Annotated in this window: 14 protein-coding genes and 1 pseudogene; 9 read left to right on the top strand and 6 right to left on the bottom strand. The window is 49.4% G+C overall.

Annotated features, from left to right (window positions below):
• Window positions 1-92: 92 nt before the first annotated feature.
• Together C7N83_RS04430 and C7N83_RS04425 are read right to left on the bottom strand one after the other, a co-directional pair.
• A complete protein-coding gene (locus tag C7N83_RS04430) occupies window positions 93-296 on the bottom strand; it encodes a hypothetical protein (protein ID WP_106740920.1) in 204 nt (67 codons plus the stop codon).
• A 345-nt stretch (window positions 297-641) separates the two neighbouring features.
• A complete protein-coding gene (locus C7N83_RS04425) occupies window positions 642-2,165 on the bottom strand; it encodes a fumarate hydratase (RefSeq protein ID WP_106740918.1) in 1,524 nt (507 codons plus the stop codon).
• 814 nt (window positions 2,166-2,979) lie between these two features.
• Here C7N83_RS04425 and C7N83_RS04420 point away from each other — a divergent pair.
• The 3 genes from C7N83_RS04420 to C7N83_RS04410 are packed head-to-tail and all read left to right on the top strand — an operon-like array spanning window position 2,980 to window position 6,498.
• Window positions 2,980-3,615, top strand: coding sequence for a 2Fe-2S iron-sulfur cluster-binding protein (locus C7N83_RS04420; protein ID WP_106740917.1), 636 nt, complete (start codon window positions 2,980-2,982; stop codon window positions 3,613-3,615).
• Between the two features lies 1 nt (window position 3,616).
• A complete protein-coding gene (locus C7N83_RS04415; protein WP_106740915.1) occupies window positions 3,617-5,245 on the top strand; it encodes an FAD-binding protein in 1,629 nt (542 codons plus the stop codon).
• Window positions 5,242-6,498, top strand: a complete 1,257-nt coding sequence (locus C7N83_RS04410; RefSeq protein WP_106740914.1) for a complex I 51 kDa subunit family protein — start codon at window positions 5,242-5,244, stop codon at window positions 6,496-6,498. Before C7N83_RS04415 ends, C7N83_RS04410 begins: the two co-directional genes overlap by 4 nt.
• A 68-nt stretch (window positions 6,499-6,566) precedes the next feature.
• Here the strand turns inward: C7N83_RS04410 and C7N83_RS04405 are convergent, their stop codons facing one another.
• Window positions 6,567-6,806, bottom strand: a complete 240-nt coding sequence (locus C7N83_RS04405; RefSeq protein ID WP_106740912.1) for a hypothetical protein — start codon at window positions 6,804-6,806, stop codon at window positions 6,567-6,569.
• On the opposite strand from C7N83_RS04405, the gene C7N83_RS04400 reads away from it, so the two are divergent.
• The 4 genes from C7N83_RS04400 (at window position 6,805) to C7N83_RS04385 (ending at window position 11,270) form a co-directional block, all read left to right on the top strand.
• The gene (locus C7N83_RS04400; protein WP_106740910.1) at window positions 6,805-8,286 is read left to right on the top strand and encodes a DASS family sodium-coupled anion symporter; all 1,482 of its coding nucleotides are present in this window, start codon (window positions 6,805-6,807) and stop codon (window positions 8,284-8,286) included. The genes C7N83_RS04405 and C7N83_RS04400 overlap by 2 nt on opposite strands.
• Before the next feature lie 116 nt (window positions 8,287-8,402).
• Window positions 8,403-9,809, top strand: coding sequence for a Trk system potassium transporter TrkA (gene trkA / locus C7N83_RS04395; RefSeq protein WP_106740940.1), 1,407 nt, complete (start codon window positions 8,403-8,405; stop codon window positions 9,807-9,809).
• 93 nt (window positions 9,810-9,902) lie between these two features.
• Window positions 9,903-10,370 carry a hypothetical protein gene (locus C7N83_RS04390; protein WP_106740909.1) on the top strand — a complete coding sequence of 156 codons (468 nt, stop codon included), beginning with the start codon at window positions 9,903-9,905 and terminating at the stop codon, window positions 10,368-10,370.
• Between the two features lie 189 nt (window positions 10,371-10,559).
• Complete coding sequence (locus tag C7N83_RS04385) at window positions 10,560-11,270, top strand: SIMPL domain-containing protein (protein WP_106740907.1); 711 nt, start codon at window positions 10,560-10,562, stop codon at window positions 11,268-11,270.
• A 222-nt stretch (window positions 11,271-11,492) separates the two neighbouring features.
• Here the strand turns inward: C7N83_RS04385 and C7N83_RS04380 are convergent.
• Window positions 11,493-12,267, bottom strand: a pseudogene (locus C7N83_RS04380) (M48 family metallopeptidase).
• Between the two features lie 136 nt (window positions 12,268-12,403).
• A complete protein-coding gene (locus C7N83_RS04375; RefSeq protein WP_106740905.1) occupies window positions 12,404-13,345 on the bottom strand; it encodes a serine hydrolase in 942 nt (313 codons plus the stop codon).
• Between the two features lie 282 nt (window positions 13,346-13,627).
• Between C7N83_RS04375 and clpX the strand changes: the two genes are divergently transcribed.
• Together clpX and acnB are read left to right on the top strand one after the other, a co-directional pair.
• Window positions 13,628-14,926, top strand: coding sequence for an ATP-dependent Clp protease ATP-binding subunit ClpX (gene clpX / locus C7N83_RS04370; protein WP_106740904.1), 1,299 nt, complete (start codon window positions 13,628-13,630; stop codon window positions 14,924-14,926).
• A gap of 249 nt (window positions 14,927-15,175) precedes the next feature.
• Window positions 15,176-17,761, top strand: a complete 2,586-nt coding sequence (gene acnB / locus C7N83_RS04365; protein ID WP_106740902.1) for a bifunctional aconitate hydratase 2/2-methylisocitrate dehydratase — start codon at window positions 15,176-15,178, stop codon at window positions 17,759-17,761.
• Window positions 17,762-18,016: 255 nt separating this feature from the next.
• On the opposite strand, the gene C7N83_RS04360 is transcribed toward acnB, so the two are convergent.
• The coding region (locus C7N83_RS04360) for a transposase (RefSeq protein WP_211296575.1) at window positions 18,017-18,332 on the bottom strand (316 nt) is incomplete at its 5' end.

Here is an 18,332-nt window from a genome sequence, read left to right as displayed (position 1 = left end):
CCAGCGAGCGCTTTTTAGGGCAGATATTGGGGTTTTAGACACCAGCGCGACATCATCGTAACCGCCGCAAATGCGGTGCGACAGGCTCATCATCACGCCAAAATCTGATTGTCGCCGTTTTGTCCGCACAAGACTTCGGGCAAGTTGGCTTGCAGTATTTTGGTTTGTAAAAACAATTTACCCTTAGCATCGGCATGCCCCAATACATTCAACGCAATGCCCTGATGCAGACCATGCGGCCCAGCGTTGAGCAGCTTATCCAGATAACAGCTGGTTTGGCAGGCATTGCGCGCCACATACGACCAGCCTTTTTGTGGCTGTCCATTTCTTCCAAAGCCACCGTCAGAATGAAAATGTCGTGTTCCTAAAAACGGAACAGGCAAGACGGGTCATGCAACATCACATTGGCATCGGGAATAAACAGTTTGCGGCAGCCACGGGGGGGGTGGAGACATTGTGCGTTCCTTTTTGTGGTTTGTGGTGAAATCGGCTTCAGCTTGGCAAAACTGTGTTACAGCGACATGAAAGAAATACAAACACTTGATTTTATTAGGTTTATATATTAGTTGATTGTGACAAATATGAAAAAAGGCCGTCTGAAAAACATTTTTCAGACGGCCTTAGCGATTGGTTAAGCCTAATTAGCTTCCGACTGGAATAATACCGATTTTGGCTTGCCATTGTTTCGGTGCGATGGCATGGATGGATTGGCCGTCGCTGTCCACCGCTACGGTAACCGGCATGTCTTTCACGTCGAATTCGTAAATGGCTTCCATGCCCAATTCGCGGAATGCCAGCACTTTCGCGCCTTTGATGGCTTTGGCCACCAGATACGCCGCACCGCCAACCGCCATCAGATACACGGCTTTGTTGTCGGCAATGGCTTCGCAGGTGGCTGCGCCGCGTTCGGATTTGCCGATCATGCCGAGCAGACCGGTTTGCTCCAGCATTTGACGGGTGAACTTGTCCATGCGGGTAGCAGTGGTCGGACCGGCAGGACCTACGACTTCATCTCCTACCGGATCAACCGGACCGACGTAGTAAATCAGGCGGTTGGTGAAATCAACCGGTAATTGTTCGCCTTGGTTCAACATATCGACCATGCGTTTGTGCGCGGCATCTCGGCCGGTCAGGATTTTACCGTTGAGCAGCAATACATCGCCGGTTTTCCAAGTAGCCACTTCTTCTTTGGTCAGATTGTTGACGTCAACGCGCTTGCCGTTGTCGGGATTGTAGGTAATGTCCGGCCAGTCTTCCACGCCCGGCGGAGTGAGTTCTACCGGACCTGCACCGTCCAATTCAAATTCAACGTGGCGGGTAGCCGCGCAGTTTGGAATCATGGCAATCGGTTTGGATGCGGCATGAGTCGGATAATCTAAGATTTTCACGTCCAACACGGTGGTCAGGCCGCCCAAACCTTGTGCGCCGATGCCCAATGCGTTGACTTTTTCAAACAATTCCAAACGCAGTGCTTCGGTGGTCGAAAGCCTGGCACCCGATTCCGCTTTAGCTTGCAAATCTTGTATGTCGATATGATCCATCAAGGATTCTTTTGCCATCAATACGGCTTTTTCAGGCGTACCGCCGATGCCGATGCCCAAAATACCCGGCGGACACCAGCCTGCACCCATGGTCGGAATGGTTTTCAGCACCCAATCAACGATATTGTCAGACGGGTTCAACATCGCCAGTTTGGATTTGTTTTCCGAGCCGCCTCCTTTGGCCGCGCAAGTCACTTCGACTTTATCACCCGGCACAATACTCATATGAACCACAGCGGGTGTATTGTCTTTGGTGTTTTGGCGCTTGCCCGCAGGGTCGGCCAACACGGAGGCACGCAAAGTGTTGCCTTCCCAAGTGTAGGCACGGCGCACACCTTCGTTGACCATGTCTTCCACGTTCATTTCGGCATCCCATTGCACATTCATGCCGACTTTCAAAAATACGGTGGCAATACCGGTATCTTGGCAAATCGGGCGGTGGCCTTCGGCACACATGCGGCTGTTGACCAAAATTTGCGTCATCGCATCTTTGGCCGCGGGATTTTCCTCTTTCTGCCACGCCTGATACAGCGCGTCAATATAATCTTTCGGGTGGTAATAGCTGATAAACTGGAAAGCATCGCAAATGCTGCGGATGAAATCCTCTTGTTTGATGATGGTCATGGCAGTTCCTTTTTAGAAAAAAGCTTGGTTCGTGTTTTATTTGATGCAGCCTGTTTTCAGACGGCCTGTTGCAGCCGTCATAATGCTTGTTTTAAAATCAGAAAAACAGTCCGAATTTACTAATCTTTTGACTTATATTCAATTTAATAATTGATAAATTTACTCAGATTTTAAGGACATTAATCTTTTATCCGCATATTAATTTGGATTAATTTTACATTCCATCAAAGCAATGGTTAAACTTTGCATATATCGGCTAATTACCGTGTATAAGGCTATTTTCAAACCTAACTCGCTATCATTCTGTTTTCAGAAGGCCTTTTGCTATAATTTAAACTACACAATCGCAAAATCTTTGTCATCTTTTTAACGGCAGCGTTTGACCAACATCAAGTTACATGCAATTAATGAAATTAAATAACACGATTATAGCGCAGCCTAATATTTCATTTTTCTCAATTATATTCAATTATTTATAAAAATTTCCTATTTATAAATAATGATATTTATTCTTAAATCTAAGCCAGATTTTCTTTAACCGCTATCCATCATGAAATTATTTTTCTTTAATAATCAGTTTATTAGTGTTCAGACGGCCCAAAATCACACTTTTTTTGTTCACAATCCTTCAGACGGCTTCATCCAATCCCCCCCTGCCATCAAATTGACTTCGATTTCTGTTACACTCACCCTATTGAATAAGCCTTGATTTATAACGAAAAATTCCTGATAAACTTACTCGGATTTTTAAAATCAAAGCTGTGTAATAAAAATACAAAACCATTGCTTTTTCCTTTTTAACAGGACACAACCCATGAGTGATTTGATTACCCTCACCATCGACGGCCACGAAGTACACGCTTCGCCCGACTCGTCCATTATCCAGGCTTATGCCCGCGCCGGTAGCGCGATTACCGCCAATGTCGGCTGCATGGGTCAAGGCGTATGCGGCTCTTGCCGCTGCATGGTACGCAAAGAAGGCGAACGCGATGTCACCACCGCCTTGGCTTGCGAAACCAAAGTCGAAGCCGGTATGCAGGTGAGCTTTATTGATTACTTTATCCCCGAGCACATCCAGTATTACGACATCAAAGAAATCGGCGACGGTTGGAACTGGCTTGACGACACGGCCAAATCCTTCCCTGAAGCGCAAAACTGCCGCCATTGCGGCGGCTGTAACCGCGCTTGTCCGAAAGGCTTACAAGTAGAAAACGGGGTGGCGCAAGTCGTACTGGGTGATTTTGGCGCGGCAACGGATACCTTTGATCAATGCGTGATGTGCAATTTGTGTACCCTCGCCTGTCCCGAACACATCCGCCCCAACCATCTGGGCTTGTTTGCCCGCCGCATGAAAGCCGCACGCACGTTGCGTCCGGTGGATTTGATGCGCCGCCTGCGTGAAATCGACAGCGGCACAATGCGTGTGGAATTTGAAGAGGAGGCCGTCTGAAATGGAAAAGCAAGTGACAGGCATTGATTACGAAACCGCGTTGGCCAATCTACGCGCATCTTCATTGGAAATGCGTACCGATTTACCACCGAAAGACGAATTATTGAGCCGTTTTCATCCCGATTACCAACCAAATGCGCGTATCAAACTGCCCATCGGCCCTAACACGGGCGATTACTGCCATCCTGATTTGGCGAAACTCTTAATCAGCCGGCCTTTGATTGATGATTATGATTTATCGCGTGCCGGACACGCCAACACTGATGTATTGGTGATTGGCGGCGGCGGTGCAGGTGCGGCGGCTGCTTTGTCGGCCAGCGAAACCGGTGCCCGCGTGATGATGGCAAACAAATTACGTATCGGCGACAGCAACACCGTGATGGCTGAAGGTGGCATTCAAGCAGCAGTCGGCACGGAAGACAGCCTGCAGCAACACTTTGACGACACCATCAAAGGCGGTCATAACGCGGCCAAAAAAGCCTTGGTGGCACAAATGGTCACCGATGCGCCGTCGGCCATCCGTTGGCTAATTGGCTTGGGCATGACTTTTGATTTGGCACAAGGTGCCGACAACAACGGCCATTTGAGCCGCAAGCGGGCGGGCGGTACAACCGTACCACGCATTCTGCACTACCGCGACTTCACCGGCTTGGAAATGATGCGCGTGTTGCGTGAAGCGATAGAGCTCGATGAAAACATCACCCAGCTCAACCGCCATCCGGCCATTGAATTGTTGTCGGACGAACACGGCTGCTGCGTCGGCGCGATTTTGTACGATTTGGAAAAACGCAGCCTGATGCTGGTACACGCCAAATCCGTGGTGCTGGCAACCGGCGGTTCTGGCCGTCTGCATTTGCAGGGTTTTGCCACGTCCAACCACTACGGTGCAACCGCTGACGGTTTGGTGATGGCTTACCGCATCGGCGTAAAATTGCGCGATGTCGACTCTTTCCAATACCATCCGACCGGCGTGGCACACCCGCCGCATTTGGCCGGGGCTTTGATTTCCGAAGCCGTGCGTTCGGCAGGCACCAAATTGGTGAATGGTTTGGGCGAGCGTTTTGTCGATGAACTGCAACCTCGCGATGTGGTGGCGGCAGCAATTTTGCGAGAAGTAGCCGAAAGCCGCGGTGTGGTGCGCGACAGTCAGGTCGGCGTATTCTTGGATACACCGCGCCTGATTGAAAACGATCCCGAAGTGTTGAACCGTTTGGTGACTTTAGGCCACGTTGCCCACAAATGCGGCTTAGATCCGAAAGTCGAACCGGTGATGATTCACCCGACGCTGCACTATCAAAACGGCGGCATGGAAATCAACAACGATGGTTCGACCACCGTACCGGGTTTATATGCTGCCGGAGAAGTAACCGGCGGCATTCACGGACGCAACCGCCTGATGGGCAATGCCCTGCTCGACATCATCAGCTTCGGCCGACGTGCCGGTGTGGCGGCGGCCAACTGCGGCCTGCCTTTGAAAAAAGTGCGCGGCGGTGTCGATCATGTGCATGATTTGCAACGTGAAATGACCCGTGCCGGATTAACCAGCGATGTGAAAGCGCCGATATTGTATCCGGATTACGGCACATTTGATTTACGCGAACACGCAGGCTTGCAGGAGGTCCAATCATGAATCAGGCCAACCAAAACTTATTACACCCTGCCCGCCGTGCAGGCGCGGATTTGGCTGCTTGGCGCAATGTCGGCGGCGGCGAAGGCTTGCTGGCGGCATTGGCCGACCCGCAAAACATCGTATCCAAGCTGCAAGAAGCCAACTTATGCGGCATGGGCGGCGCCGGTTTCCCGACTTGGCGCAAATGGGAAGCTGCCGTAGCGGCACAAAGCAAAACCGGCGACAAATATGTCGTGTGCAACGCCAATGAAGACGAGCCCGGCACTTTCAAAGACCGTGTTTTGCTGGCGCAAACGCCGCACCAAGTGATTGAAGGCGCGCTGATTGCGGCAGTGGCGTGTCGTGCCAACAAAGTGGTGTTGTATGTCAATCCGCACCAAACCGAATCCATCGCTTCGCTAATTCCGGCGATTGGGCAATGGAAACAAAGCGATTTGTTTATCCGTATTGAAAACTATCTCGGCAGGCCGTTGGATCTGCAGTTGGTGGAAACATCCGGCCGCTATATCGGCGGCGAAGAAACCGCAGTGATTTCATGGCTGGAAGGCAATTTTCCGTTTCCGCGCCGCAAGCCCCCTTTCCCTGCCGAAAGCGGGGTCAACGGCGAACCGACGCTGATTAACAATACCGAAACCTTCGCCAATATTCCGCAGATTTTGGCCAAAGGCGCAGAGTGGTATCGCAACTTAGGCTTAGGCGATGCGGTCGGCACCAAACTATATTCGTTATCCGGCGACGTATTGAACCCGGGCTTGTACGAATTGCCGATGGGGACTACACTTTACACGCTGATTTTTGAATACGGCGGCGGCATGCTCGAAGGCCGCACCTTTAAAGCCGTGTTCACCGGCGGCCCGTCGAACACCTTGCTGACAGCTAAAGATTTGGATGTGCCACTTGATTTTGTATCCGTGCGCGAACGTAAATCCAGCCTCGGCACCGGCGCCATGATTGTGATTTCGGAAGGCACCAGCGTGGTGCGTAAGGTATCGGAATACGTAGAATTTTTCGCGGCCAATTCCTGCGGCCAATGCCCGCCGTGCAAAGGCGGCACGTTCCAACTGTCGCGCCTGCTCAACCGCGTGGACACCGGTATTGGCACCGCAGACGATTTGCGCGCGCTGCAAAGCCTGTGCCAACTGCTGCCGAGAAGCGGCCGCTGCGGGCTGATTGACGGTGCAGTGACTGTGTTGCAAAGCTCCTTGCGCACCTTCCCTGAAGAATACGGTTTGACACCGGGCGAACACGAGTAAACCTGTTTTTCAGACGGCCTTTACAAAACACATTCTTAAAAAGGCCGTCTGAAAATTGATGCATATCATCAATCCTTTTGTGTTTGGCTAAGATTCCAGACGGCCTCAATGTTTTGTGCCATGATGCCGCCTGACTCGCTATCAAACATAGAAACCATACCAAAACAGACTGCTTTGTATATTTCAAGGCCGCCTGAAAACATAAGAAAAACATCAATTGCACATTCTTTTAATCTTTCAGACGGCCTACTGATTAAAAAAGCCGTCTGAAAACAATTTTGACGATACTTCGATTGGAGATGAAACATGGGTTTTAAGCCTATCCCTGCGGTGGTCGCGCTGGCGTTGACGCTGCTGATTTGGTTCGGCATTCCGGTGCCGGAAGGTGTGTCGACGCAAGCGTGGCACTTGTTGGCCTTGTTTGTCGGCATTATCGCCGGCATTATCGGCAAAGCCATGCCGATTGGTGCGATGGCGATGTTGGCGATTACTCTGGTGGCACTCACCGGTGTGACCGTACCGGAATTGGCAGACGGCAGGCCGGTAAAAAATCCGGCCGGCCAAGCGATGAAAGATGCCTTGAGCAGCTTGAACAACTCGTTGATTTGGATGATTGGTGTCGCCATTATGATTTCGCGCGGCCTTCTGAAAACCGGCTTGGGCGCGCGCATTGGTTATCTGTTGATTTCATGGTTCGGCAAACATACCTTGGGCGTAGGCTACAGCTTGGCAATTGCCGATTTGTTCATCGCGCCGGTCACACCGAGCAACACCGCACGCGGCGGCGCGATTGTGCACCCGATTATGAAATCCATTGCCTTAAGCTTTGACTCCAACCCCGAAAAAGGCACAGAAGGCAAAATCGGCAAATATCTGGCCTTGGTCAATTACCACGCCAACATCATCACCTGCTGCATCTTCATTACCGCTACCGCGCCAAACCCTTTGGTGGTCGAATTGGTAGCCAAAGCCACCAATTCCGACATCCACCTGACTTGGGGTACTTGGTTCATGGCGATGGTGTTGCCCGGTATGGCGGCCTTACTGATTATGCCGTTGGTACTGTATTTCCTGTATCCGCCTGAAATCAAACAACCCCCCAACGCCACTGCTTTGGCCAAAGAAGAATTGCACAAAATGGGCCCGATGAAGCGTGATGAGAAAATCATGCTGGCGATTTTCCTGCTGCTGCTGCTGTTGTGGGCAGGGATACCGGAAATGCTGTTCGGTGTGAAAATCAACGCTACCGCCACTACATTCTTGGGTTTTTCACTGTGTCTGCTTACCGGCGTATTGACTTGGGAGGACGCACTGAAAGAAAAAGGCGCGTGGGATACGATCGTTTGGTTTGCCGCCTTGGTGATGATGGCCAATTTCTTAAACAAATTGGGCTTAATCGGTTGGCTGTCTGATTACCTGCAAGCCGGCATTGCCAGCATGGGCTTGGACTGGGTCGGCGGTTGTGCCTTGCTGGTGGGTGCCTATGTATATTCGCATTATATGTTTGCCAGCGGTACTGCCCACGTTACTGCCATGTTCGGCGCATTCTACGGCGCAGGCTTGGCTTTAGGTGCGCCACCTATGCTGTTTGCCTTGGTGATGGCCGCTTCCTCCGGCATCATGATGTCGCTTACCCACTACGCTTCCGGTTCGTCACCGGTGATTTACGGCTCAAACTTCGTCACCATGCAGGAATGGTGGAAAGCCGGCTTCATCATGAGCGTGCTCGAACTGCTTATTTTCGGCACCATCGGAATCATGTGGTGGAAAGTATTGGGTTACTGGTAAGGTGATTTTGAATCACAACAAACCGATTCAAACCAACAAAGGCCGTCTGAAAACATGTTTTCAGACGGCCTTTGTTATACAATAAACACATTCTGTTTATCCAAGCCCAAAATACCGTGAAAATCCTGATTCTCGGCAGCGGCCAAGTCGGTTCGACCGTTGCCCAAAACCTCGCTTCCCTACCCAGCAACGACGTTACCATTGTCGATGTCGATGAAAAAGCACTGCAGCAACTCAGCAGCAAGCTTGATGTGCAAACCATCATCGGCAACGGTGCATCGCCATCCGTATTGGAACGCGCCGCAGCCGCCGATTCGGATTTGCTGCTGGCACTGACCCGCAGCGATGAAACCAATATTGTCGCCTGCAAAATTGCCGCCGATATCTTCAATATACCCAACCGCATCGCCCGCGTGCGTTCGAGCGAATATTTGGAATACATTTATCCCAATAAAGAAGGCGAAGACAGCAACAGTTTAAACATCTTCGACATCACCGAAACCATCAGCCCGGAGCAATTGGTCACTGAGCAATTGGTCGGCCTGCTCAGTTACAGCAGCCCGTTGCAGGTTTTGAATTTTGCCGACAACAAAGTACAGATGGTCATCGTACAGGCACGGCAAGGCGGTTTGCTGGTCGGCAAAGAAATTGCCGACATCAACGCCCACCTGCCCGAGGGCATCGACTGCCAAATCTGCGCCATCTACCGCAACAACCGCTTGATTGTGCCATCGTCCAAAACCGTGATTATCGAAAGTGATGAAGTCTTTTTTGTGGCCAATATCGACAATATCGATGCCATCATCCGCGAATTGCGGCCAAAAGAGCAACGCAACCGCCGAATCATGATTGCCGGCGGCGGCAACATCGGCTACCGTTTGGCTAAAAAGCTGGAAGGTAAATACGACATCAAAATCATCGAATACAACGCCACCCGTGCCGAATGGCTGGCAGAAAATCTCGACAATACCTTGGTTCTGCACGGCTCCGCCAACGATGAATCGCTGCTCAACGAAGAATACATTGATGAAATCGATATCTACTGCGCCCTGACCAATGATGATGAAAACAACATCATGTCGAGCCTGTTGGCGAAAAACCTCGGCGCCAAACGTGTGATTGCCATCGTCAACCGCTCCAGCTACGTTGATTTGCTGGAAGGCAACAAAATCGATATCGTGGTTTCACCCCACCTGACCACCATCGGCTCGATTTTGGCACACATCCGCCGTGGCGATGTCGTTGCCGTTCATCCCTTACGCCGCGGTACCGCTGAAGCGATTGAAGTGATTGTGCACGGCGATCAAAACACCTCCGCCATTGTCGGGCGCAAAATCAGCGACATCAACTGGCCGACCGGCTGCCATTTCGCAGCCTTAGTGCGTGGCGAAGAAGTGATTATGGGACACCACACCGATGAAATTCTGCAAGAAGGCGACCACGTGATCTTCTTTGTTTCCCGCCGCCGCGTGTTACGCGAATTGGAGAAACTGATTCAAGTAAAAATGGGGTTCTTCGGTTGAACAACCATCTTCAAAAACATCGCAAATGCCGTCTGAAACGGAGCGGGTAAAACAGTTTCAGACAGCCTGATAAGTAAAGAAAGCCAGCATTTTTTGCCGTATTTGAAAGACAATACTGAAACAGACACCTACACCAAGCCGGCGCGGCCGCAACCGCCCGCACCGCGAAACCGCACCAATCACCGTTTAAAAGAAGCCCTGCATGGGATGAAATATTCGGACAAAGTCGGAAAGGCAATTGAGGAAAAATTCATAAAACAGGCCGGAATCGGCAATATCAGTCAAACGTTTGCCCGTTTTGCCCGACTGCAGACCGACGGCAAGGCTGAACGCATTATCCTTACCTTATGGAAAGACGGCATGATCCATTTTCTTTTAGGGATTCGGGGCTGCAGCAACAAAGAACCGTGCCGTTTGATGTTTTTTGATCATGCGGTTAAACCGCATACAGGTTTAAAAAGTGATGCGTCTTTGAGAGGTTGCAGGCTTACTTTTCTCCATCTGCCGGGCCAACAACGCAGCTGTTTCTTACCTCTGATGACTTTGCCCTCCCGGATTTGAGTACAGATCAAGGTAATAGCATCGGAGAACGCGCAGGCCCCTATCATGAAAATAGGCAAGCGGTATAAAACACAGCGCGAAGAACTGCGCCAAAGATTAAGGGGTTGCAAAGATCTCGGCCTTACACTATTCTTCATATTTATAAGAATATGTCAGATTATGGTTATATAACAACCTAAAGGAAAACCCATGTTACGCCCGACTTTAACCGCACTCTTTTTAGCAACTGCCCTGCCCGCGGCTGCCGAACCTTTAAATTACAATGTTGTGGAATTTTCCGAAAGTGCCGGCATGGAAGTACCACGCGACACTGTGACTGCCCGTTTCCAAGTTCATGCCGAAGGGAAAGACCGCCAATCGGTGAATGCAGCCTTCACTAAAAAATTCAACCGTTTCAACCACAAAGCCAAAAACAGTGCATTTAAAACCGAACTACTCAGCCGCAATGTCTCACCGCGCTATCAATATACCAATGGCAAGCGCACCCAAACAGGCTGGGAAGAACACGCCGATTTCAAAGTGGAAAGCAAAGACTTCGCCGCCCTCAACCGCCTGATTGCCGAAACCCAAAACGAAGCCCATGTCGAGTACACCTATTTCAGCGTTTCCAAAGAAAAGCGCGAATCCGTGATTGACGAAGTGAGCAAGTCAGCCATCATCCGCTTCAAACAACGTGCACAAACCTTAACCGAGGCCTTAGGCTACCGCGATTACAAAATCATCAAAATTAATTTAGGCCATATCGGCAGTAATACCGTCCATTCAAACAATATAACCAAAAGCAAGATATACCGTGCCGCACCAATATCCGCTTCCGGCATCAGCATGGAATCAGTGGAAACTGCCTCACCGGGTTCGGAAGAAATCACCATCACGGTTGACGGTTCGATTCAGATGTAAAGTTTTGAAATCCTTAAAACGTAAAATATCGTGAAACCACAAAAAACGGGTACAGCGTTAGCCTGCCTTTTCATACCGTCTGTAGCAGACACCCTGTACCGATTCCTTATTGATTCCACCATACCAATTAAGCTGAACCAATAAAATCAGGCCATCTGAACAATCATTACGGATAATGTAAATTGTTCAGACGGCCTGATTTAATGTACCGAATTTTAAAAATCAACGTTTGCTGCGCTGGTAAATCGGCATCACTTCCGGCAACATTTTACGGATGGCGTTGATCCGCGTCTCATTGGTCGGGTGGGTGTGTTGACAATACCGAAATCGATGTGCCATTTTGTGTCTGATTCATCTTCTGCCAAACGCTGATGGCCGCTTGCGGATTGTAACCGGCCTGCGCCATCAAGCGCACACCGCCGGCATCGGCTTCATTTTCCTGATGACGTGAAAATGGCTTGGTCGCTGTCAAATCGGCGCCCAAACCAATCAAGCTACCGTTCACACCGGTGGCACTCGCCAAAATCGAACCGCCTAATCCGGTCAATACTTGACCCCCGATAGCTTTTTTACTGTGCTCCAGCAGGGCATGGGTCATTTCATGGCCGACCACGGCGGCAATCTCATCATCGGTCAGATTCAGACGTTCCACCATGCCGGTGTAAACCGCCATTTTGCCGCCCGGCATTGCCCATGCGTTCATTTCTTTGCTGCGGATAACATTCATCTGCCAATTAAACGGTACACCCGTTTGATTGGCCTGATTGGCATAAGGTTTCAAGCGGTTGAATACGGCATGCACACGACGCGCCGTTTGCGATGTGGTATCTAAAACGCGCTGACTTTGCGCTTTTCGCATCACCTCCGTGTAGTTTTTTGCCGCGCTTTCGTTTAGCGTGGCGGTGTCGTAACCGGCCATATCCGCTACAGAAGTGCAGCCCGTGACCGCCAAAACTGCGGCAGTCAGCCAAGCATAATGTTTTTTCTGAATCGTCATAAATGGCTCCCAATGAATGTACACAATATAAAACAAGAATGTTTTTGTACAAGCGTTTTGGATGGTACGCAAAAAGGCCATCTGAAATTTTTTCAATCTTACCGATAATATTCAGACAGCCTATTAAATCAACATGTTACGAGCGGGATTGCAGCATCCAAGATTGAATACGGCGCACATCATTCACCCGGGTCAACGAGCTTGGCGAATTCAGCAATACGATGGTAATCGGCTGATTTTGAACATTGACTTTTACCACCATCGAACGGCCCGATTCACGGATATAGCCTGTTTTCTGTAACTCAATATCCCAAGCACCTTCACGCACCAAGGCATTTGAGTTTTTGTAGCTTTGACGACCGCGTACGGTATATACCGAACCATAGTTAGACGTTGAATTTGAGCGGATAGACGGATATTTGCTGGCTGCTGCAACCAAACAGCTCAAATCATGCGCCGTCGATACATTTCGGAAATCCAAACCGGTCGGCTCATAGAAACGGCTGTCATACATGCCCAAACTTTGCGCTTTGGCATTCATGGCCGCAACAAACGCACCCATGCCGCCCGGATAAGTGCGGCCCAGCGCATGTGTAGCACGGTTTTCGCTGCTCATCAGGCTCAAATGCAGCAATTCTCTGCGGGTTAAGGTCGTGCCGATTCCCAGACGGCTGCCGGTACCTTTCAAACGGTCAATTTCATCCGGTGTAATCTCTACCATTTGGTTCATATCCAATTTGGCATCCAAAATCACCATCGCGCTCATCAATTTGGAAATCGAGGCAATCGGCATCACGCGGTTGGCGTTTTTCTGATACAAGACTTCGCCCGTGCGGTTGTTCAGAATCAGCGCAGATTGCGATGACAACAACGGCCCTGCAATCATGGCTTGGGCTTCGACTTTGCCGGCTTGTGTTTCGGCAAATGCACCCAGCGGATCTTGCTGAGTTGGGAAATTTTGTTCTAAAAACTGACCCAATACATCTACATCATCGGCGGCAACGGGAAAAGCAGTTGCCGCAAGTGCTACGCCCAAGCAGGCCGCACTTAATTTGTTACACCATTTTTTTACTGACATAGCGGTATCTTTCACGGATTTATTTCAACATTTAATATAAATATATCCCGACATTTTCAACAATTTTCAAAAAAATGTAAAGTAAGCTATTGAATCTTTGCGTTTGTTTGCAAGTTTTCCCTAAACTTTGAATGCGATATGGAAATTTTCGCAACAATCTGCCCGCAAATTTGATAAACCCACTGATACTCATTATACTAGACGGCTTTACCGATAAATCCGTCCGGAACCCGGAACGATTTCTCCGCGGTTTTCATATTAATATCTTAAAGAATAAATTATATGTCTGAAGAAAAACGCTCATGCTCGTTCTGCGGCAAGTCAGAACACGAAGTCAAAAATTTGATTGAAGGCGAGCACGCTTTTATTTGTAACGAATGCGTCGAAACCTGCGGTGTGATGCTGCAAAATTCCGATAGCGAGACCCCAGCCGAACCAGCCGGTACCGCCGAAACCAAAACCGGCGCGCTGCCAACTCCTGCGGAAATCGTGGCCAATCTCGATGATCACGTTATCGGTCAGGAACACGCCAAAAAAGCCTTAGCAGTAGCTGTTTATAACCACTATAAACGCCTGCGCCACCCGAAAGCCAACGGCAATGTCGAGTTGTCGAAATCTAACATCCTACTCATCGGCCCGACCGGTTCGGGCAAAACTTTACTGGCCCAATCTTTGGCTCGTAAATTGGACGTGCCCTTTGTGATGGCTGATGCCACTACCCTCACGGAAGCAGGCTATGTCGGAGAAGACGTCGAACAAATCATTACCAAGCTGCTAGGCAAATGCGATTTTGATATTGAAAAAGCCCAGCGCGGTATTGTGTATATTGATGAAATTGACAAAATCTCCCGCAAGAGCGACAACCCTTCCATCACCCGTGATGTATCGGGCGAAGGTGTGCAACAAGCCTTATTGAAGCTGATTGAAGGCACGGTAGCCAGCGTTCCGCCCCAAGGCGGCCGCAAACATCCGAATCAGGAATTTATCAGTGTCGATACCACCAATATCCTGTTTATCTGCGGCGGCGCGTTTGCCGGGTTGGAAAAAGTGATCCGACAGCGTACGGAAAAAGGCGGCATCGGCTTTGGTGCCGCCGTACACAGCAAAGACGAAAACATCAACATTTCCGAATTATTCGAAACCGTCGAACCGGAAGACTTAATCAAATTCGGCCTGATTCCCGAATTAATCGGTCGCCTGCCGGTGATTGCCACCTTGGCCGAATTGGATGAAGATGCCCTGATCAACATTCTAACCAAGCCGAAAAACGCTTTGGTAAAACAATACCAAATCTTATTCGGCATGGAAGATGTCGAGCTGGAAATCGAAGAAGATGCCTTGCGCAGCATTGCCAAACAAGCCATGGAACGCAAAACCGGCGCACGCGGTTTGCGCTCGATTGTCGAACGCAGCCTGCTTGATACCATGTATCAATTACCTGATCTGAAAGACGTGCAAAAAGTCGTCATCAATCAAAACGTGATTGACAAAGGCGAAGCGCCGCAATTGCTGTCGGCCGACGGCAGCACCTGCAAAACGCCAAAAGCCGAAACCAAGAAAACACAAAAAAGCAGCAAATAATCCGTAACATCAAATCATTTCATAATCAGGCCGTCTGAAAAATCTGTTGTCTAAACATTATTTTAGTAGCAGATATTTTTCATACGGCCTGATTTTTAACATGATAAAAAATCTTTATTACATCTTACAACAAGAGTATTTTCAATTCTTGAAAATTAGTCTATGATACTGAGAATAATTGTTCACAATCTTTAACGTAAATTTTTGCAATCCCTCAGAAGAAAAATACCATAATTAAGGAACAAAGAGATGTTAGAAGCCTATCGCAAAGCCGCCGCCGAGCGCGCTGCCCTTGGTATTCCTGCCCTTGCCCTCGATGCACAGCAAACAGCCGACTTAATCGAGCTGTTGAAAACCCCGCCTGAAGGCGAAGGTGAATTCTTGGTTGACCTGTTGGTTAACCGCGTTCCACCGGGCGTAGATGATGCCGCTAAAGTCAAAGCCTCTTTCTTGGCCGCCGTTGCTGAAGGAAGTGCTTCCAGCCCTCTTATTTCTGCCGAATACGCTACCGAATTGCTTGGCACCATGCTTGGCGGCTACAACATTCACCCATTAATTGAGCTGCTCGACCATGACAAATTGGCACCAATCGCTGCCAAAGGTTTGAAACATACCTTATTGATGTTTGATTCATTCCATGATGTTCAAGAAAAAGCCGAAAAAGGCAACGCGTATGCCAAAGAAGTGTTGCAATCATGGGCTGATGCCGAATGGTTTACTTCTCGCGAAGCTGTTCCTAAAAAAATCACCGTAACCGTATTCAAGGTTGATGGCGAAACCAATACCGACGACTTATCTCCGGCACCTGATGCTTGGAGTCGTCCTGATATTCCTCTGCATGCATTGGCCATGCTGAAAAACCCGCGTGAGGGCATCAACCCCGACAAACCTGGCGAAGTGGGTCCGATCAGATTACTGAAAGAATTGAAAGCCAAAGGTCATCCAGTTGCTTACGTCGGCGACGTAGTGGGTACTGGTTCCTCACGCAAATCGGCCACCAACTCTGTGATTTGGCACACCGGTGAAGACATTCCTTTCGTACCGAACAAACGCTTCGGCGGCGTATGCTTGGGCGGCAAAATTGCCCCGATTTTCTTCAACACACAGGAAGATTCAGGCGCATTGCCAATCGAAGTAGACGTTTCAGCCCTACAAATGGGTGATGTGGTCGACATCTTGCCGTATGAAGGCAAAATCGTAAAAAACGGTGAAACCGTTGCCGAATTCGCGTTGAAATCACAAGTGCTGCTGGACGAAGTACAAGCCGGCGGCCGTATTAACTTGATTATCGGCCGCGGCCTAACTGCCAAAGCACGCGATGCTTTAGGTTTGCCTGCTTCAGAAAAATTCCGTCTGCCACAAGCGCCTGCCGAAAGCAATGCCGGTTTCTCATTGGCACAAAAAATGGTTGGTCGAGCATGTGGCCTGCCTGAAGGTCAAGGCGTACGTCCGGGTACTTACTGCGAACCGCGCATGACCACTGTCGGCTCACAAGACACCACTGGCCCGATGACTCGCGACGAGTTGAAAGACTTGGCTTGCTTGGGCTTCTCTGCCGATATGGTGATGCAGTCATTCTGCCACACCGCCGCTTATCCAAAACCAGTTGACGTGCGCACCCACAAAGAATTGCCTGAATTCATCTCTACCCGTGGTGGTGTATCTCTGCGCCCGGGCGACGGCGTGATTCACTCATGGCTGAACCGTTTGCTGTTGCCTGATACAGTCGGCACCGGCGGCGACTCACACACCCGCTTCCCAATCGGCATTTCATTCCCTGCCGGTTCCGGCTTGGTGGCCTTTGCCGCTGCAACAGGGGTAATGCCTTTGGATATGCCTGAGTCTGTATTGGTACGCTTCAGCGGTAAATTGCAACCGGGCGTGACTTTACGTGACTTGGTGAACGCAATTCCATTGTATGCCATCAAAAACGGTTTGCTGACCGTTGCCAAAGCAGGTAAGAAAAACATTTTCTCCGGCCGCATCTTGGAAATAGAAGGTTTGCCTGATTTGAAAGTTGAGCAAGCGTTTGAATTATCTGATGCCTCTGCCGAACGCTCAGCCGCCGGTTGTACCGTGAAGCTGAACAAAGAGCCAATCATCGAATACATGACTTCTAACATCGTGTTGATGAAAAACATGATTGCCGACGGTTATGAAGATGTCCGTACTTTGGAACGCCGCATCAAAGCCATGGAAGCCTGGTTGGCTGATCCTCAATTGTTGGAAGGCGATGCCGATGCCGAATATGCGGCGGTTATCGAAATCAACATGGACGGCATCAAAGAGCCAATTATCGCCTGCCCGAATGATCCGGACGATGTATGCTTCATGTCTGAAAAATCAGGTACTGTTATTGATGAAGTGTTTATTGGTTCTTGTATGACCAATATCGGCCACTTCCGCGCAGCTTCGAAACTCTTGGAAGGCAAAACCGATACACCGGTTCGCTTGTGGATTGCGCCACCGACCAAAATGGACGCGAAACAGCTTTCCGACGAAGGCCACTACGGCGTATTAGGCCGTGCCGGTGCACGTATGGAAATGCCTGGCTGCTCATTGTGTATGGGTAACCAAGCACAAGTACGCGAAGGGGCAACTGTGATGTCCACGTCTACCCGCAACTTTCCGAACCGTTTAGGTAAAAACACTAACGTGTTCTTGGGTTCGGCGGAGCTGGCGGCGATTTGCTCGAAACTGGGTAAAATCCCAACCACCGAAGAATACCAAGCCAACATCGGTATCATCGATGAAAAAGGCGACCAAATCTACCGCTACATGAACTTTAACGAAATCGCCAACTACAACGAAGTTGCCGAAAAAGTGAATGTATAAAGTAGCTTGAGCCATACTATTAAAGGCTGTCTGAAAGTATTTTACTTTCAGACAGCCTTTAATAGTTGATTAACTCCAAAATGAACACATGGAGCAGGTCGGTACCCCGTATCCGACATTTTCCCATAAGGGCAAACTTTATAGTCGATTCAATTGGAAATGAGACAAGGCAGCCCGCTGCAGACAGTACAGGTAATACGGCAAGGCAGGCTAATGCCGCATCATTTCAAAGTGATTTAACTATAGTCAAAGAAATTAAAAAACAGTACAAATCCGCATAAAGTAAAAGAAAAGGGTATCGATGCAGTCAAGCCGCCAATCCTGACGTATTTTCTTAATCCGAGCCCAATATTTTTCAACAGGGTTAAAGTCAGGACGATAAGGCGGTAACCAAAAAATCGTATGACCTGTACCTTCAATTAAATCTTGAATATCAGCTCTTTTATGAAACGCGGCATTATCCGTCACGGCCGCACTGTTTTGAGGTAATTCCGGCAATAGCAAAGACCCAACCCGGTTGAGCAGTTTGCCGTTGTGAATTGCGCCTGCAGCATCGGTTTTGTTTTTAAGC

The organism is Neisseria iguanae, assembly GCF_003013245.1.
Classification (GTDB): Bacteria; Pseudomonadota; Gammaproteobacteria; order Burkholderiales; family Neisseriaceae; genus Neisseria; species Neisseria iguanae.
This window is presented reverse-complemented; position numbering and strand designations above follow the sequence as displayed.